Below are 3,533 nucleotides of genomic sequence, written 5' to 3'. Positions count from 1 at the left end.
CCGATTTCATCGCCATCGACAACTACATGCCGCTCTCGGACTGGCGGGACGGATTTGAACACGACGACGCAGCTGAAGGCTGGCCCGCGATCTACGACCGTGCCTATCTGCAATCCAACATCGCCGGGGGCGAGGGGTTCGACTGGTTCTATGCCTCGGAAGCGGATCGCTCGGCACAGCTCCGGACGCCCATTGCCGATGGCGCCCACGGCAAGCCATGGGTGTTTCGCTACAAGGATCTGCGCGCCTGGTGGTCGGGGCTGCATTTCGACCGCCCCGACGGGGTGGAGGCGGCGATGCCGACGGCATGGGCGCCCGAGTCAAAGCCCGTGTGGTTCACCGAACTGGGCTGTCCTGCGGTTGATCGCGGCACCAACCAGCCGAACGTGTTCTTCGACCCGAAGTCGTCCGAGAGCTTCGTGCCCTACTTCTCGCGCGGCTGGCGCGACGATGCCATCCAGCGCGCCTATCTCGAGGCGACGTATCTCTGGTGGGGCGACCCCGACAATAACCCGGTGTCGTCCGTCTATGGCGACCGCATGGTGCATGTCCCCGAATGCGCCGCCTGGACCTGGGATTCGCGGCCCTATCCGTTCTTCCCGGCGCTGACCGATGTCTGGACCGACGGCGCGAACTGGCGGCTTGGGCACTGGCTCACCGGCCGGCTCGGGGCGGTGTCGCTGGCCGCACTCGTGCGGCACCTCTGCCTGCGCGCCGGGCTGCCCGCCCACCGCATCGACGTCTCCGGCCTCTGGGGCGCGGTCGAAGGCTACGTTATCGGCGCGCTGGAAAGCCCGCGCGCCTCGATCACGACGCTGGCGCGGCATTTCGGCTTCGATGCCGTCGAGACCGAGGGCGTGATCCGCTTTGTCATGCGCGGCCGCGCGGCAGTGGCCGGGATTGGCATGGACGATCTGGCAATCGCGCAGGCGGGCGGTGGTGAAGTGATCGAGCTGACCCGCGCGCAGGAGACGGAGCTGCCGCAGGCGCTCAAATGGCAGGTCGCCCGCGCCGACGAGGATTATGACGCCGCACAGGTCGAGGCGCAGCGCATCACCGTGGACACCGCGCGCATCGCCTCCGAGTCCTTCCCCATGGCGGTGTCGCCCGAAGAGGCCGAGCGCCGCTGCCGCAGGGCGCTCATGGAAGCCTGGACGGGGCGCGAAACGGCCGTGTTCCGCCTGCCGCCCTCGCGGCTCGCGCTGGACCCGGCCGATGTGGTGACGCTCGACCATGACGGGCCCCAGCTGCCGCTGCGGCTGATCTCCACCGCCGATGCGGAAGCCCGTGCGATCGAGGCCGTGCGCCAGGACCGCGAGGCCCATGACCTGCCGCCCGGACAGGCCCGTGCGTCCTCCCTCTCGCGCGCCGTGGTGTTCGGCGCGCCCGAGGTGGCGCTGATGGACCTGCCGCAGCTCACCGAGGACCAGCCCGCGCATCGGCCGCTGATCGCGGCGCATGCGGTGCCATGGCCGGGCGAGATGGCGGTGTTCCGAAGCCCGTCGACCGACGGCTTCGAACTGCTCTTGAGCTTCGGCACCCGCGCCCGGATGGGATCGCTTGCCTCGGATTTCTACGATGGACCAACCTCCCGCTTCGATCACGGCAACACACTGGAGGTCGATCTGCTCACCGGCACGCTGGAGGGCGTCACGGACCTGACGCTGTTCGGCGGCGCCAATGCGCTGGCCATCGAGAGCGCGCCCGGCGTCTGGGAGATCGTGCAGGCGGGCGCAGCCGAGCTCATCGCACCGGGGCGGTATCGCCTGACCCGGCTTCTGCGCGGCCAGCGCGGGACCGAAGGCGCCATGGGTGATCCGACCCCGGCCGGCGCGCGGGTGGTGGTCCTCGACACCAGCCTCGCTGTCCTGCCGATCGCCGACGCCGATCTGGGCATCCCGTGGAACTGGCGCATCGGGCCGGCGAGCCGCCCGGTCAGCCACGAGACCCATGTTGCCCGCAGTTTCGCACCGGAAGGTATCGGCCTGCGACCCTTCTCCGTGGCTCATGTCGAACAGCCCTGGCGGCGCCCACGCGCGCCCGGCGATCTGACCATCCGCTGGACACGCCGATCCCGCGCGCTCGCAGCCGACAACTGGGGCGGGCTCGACGTGTCGCTCGGCGAGGAATTCGAAGCCTACGAGATCGAGATCCTCGACGGCGCCGCTGTCAAGCGGGTGCTGAGCACGGCCACCATCAGCGCGGTCTACAGCGAGGCCGACCAGGCCGCCGATTGGGGTGCGCCGCTCGGCCCTGGCGACAACCTCACCATCCGCATCTTCCAGCTCTCCGCCCTCATCGGGCGGGGCGCGCCGAGAACTGCCACCCTGAGTTTCTGAGGATCCGATGTCCGATACCACCTCCCACCTCCTGTTGCCCTACATCCTCGCGGCGCAGGCGCAGAAGCATGTCACCCATAACGAGGCGCTGCGCATCCTCGACGGGCTCGTGCAGCTCTCCGTCAAGGATCGCGACCTGACCGCGCCGCTCACCAGCCCCGCCGATGGCGACCGGTACATCGTCGCCTCGGGCGCCACCGGCGACTGGGCGGGCTGGGACCTGAATGTCGTGCTCTGGACCGACGGCGCCTGGCTCCGCCTGCCGCCGCGCGCGGGCTGGCGGGCATGGGTCGAGGACGAGGGGGTGCTGCTGGTCCATGATGGGGCGGGCTGGGTCGGCACGACGCCTGATGTGCTGCAGAACCTGGCACTCCTCGGGCTGGGCACCACGGCAGATACATCGAACCCGTTCTCGGCCAAGCTGAACGCCGCGCTCTGGACCGCCAGGACCGTGGCCGAGGGCGGCACGGGCGATCTGTTCTACACCATGAACAAGGAGGCTGCGGGTGACGATCTCGGGCTCACGCTGCAAACCGGCTTCGTGACCAAGGCGCTCATGGGGCTCTTCGGCTCGGACCGCTTCCGCCTGGCGGTCTCGCCCGATGGCAGCGCCTTCTTCGACGGGCTGATCGTCGACAACGCCACCGGCATCGTCGATCAGCCCCACCTGCCGCGCTTCAAGGGATACACCAATTACGACAACTATGTCGGGGTCGACAGCTGGACGAAGATCGGCATCAACAACACAGAGTATAACGACCAGGGGGCGTTCGACGCGGGCGCCAACCACTTCGTCGCCCCCGCGGACGGAACGTATATCTTCGGCGCGATGCTGCTCTACAAGGTCAATTCCAGCACCAATGCGCGCATGCGCGGGCGGCTGGTCCTGAACGGCAGCGATGAAATTCGCGGCTCCTTCGGCGAGATCAGTGGGGCGCATGTCTCCGAGGCCACCGCGCTCTGGCTGCAGACCCTGGCCGTGCTTCAGGAAGGCGACACCGTCGAGTTGCAGGGGTATTTCCGCGCGCAGGACGGCTTCTTCGCGGCCGATCACACCAGCTTCTGGGGGACGAAGATCGGATGAGCAACCGGCACACCCTCACCGAGCAGATCCTGCAGGCCTTTCGCGACCATGGTTTCACGGCGGCCATCGGCGTCTGGTTCACCTTCATCGCCGGGCTGGCGACCGCCGTG

At 68.5% G+C, this 3,533-nt stretch carries 2 protein-coding genes; both read left to right on the top strand.

Translation table 11 applies throughout. The features are described 5' to 3' along the window. Nucleotides 1-2,339 (top strand): baseplate multidomain protein megatron (locus DQ229_RS11970; RefSeq protein WP_114966502.1); only part of this gene is annotated, 2,339 nt, incomplete at its 5' end. Nucleotides 2,340-2,346: 7 nt separating this feature from the next. Then, nucleotides 2,347-3,423, top strand: a complete 1,077-nt coding sequence (locus DQ229_RS11965) for a DUF2793 domain-containing protein (protein ID WP_114966501.1) — start codon at nt 2,347-2,349, stop codon at nt 3,421-3,423. Nucleotides 3,424-3,533 lie beyond the last annotated feature (110 nt).

The sequence above is a fragment of the Alkalilacustris brevis genome (assembly GCF_003350345.1).
GTDB lineage: Bacteria > Pseudomonadota > Alphaproteobacteria > Rhodobacterales > Rhodobacteraceae > Alkalilacustris > Alkalilacustris brevis.
This window is presented reverse-complemented; position numbering and strand designations above follow the sequence as displayed.

Excerpts from the sequence above, each read along its gene's own strand:
- DQ229_RS11965 (WP_114966501.1), top strand. The coding sequence starts at position 2,347 with ATGTCCGATACCACCTCCCACCTCCTGTTGCCCTACATCCTCGCGGCG.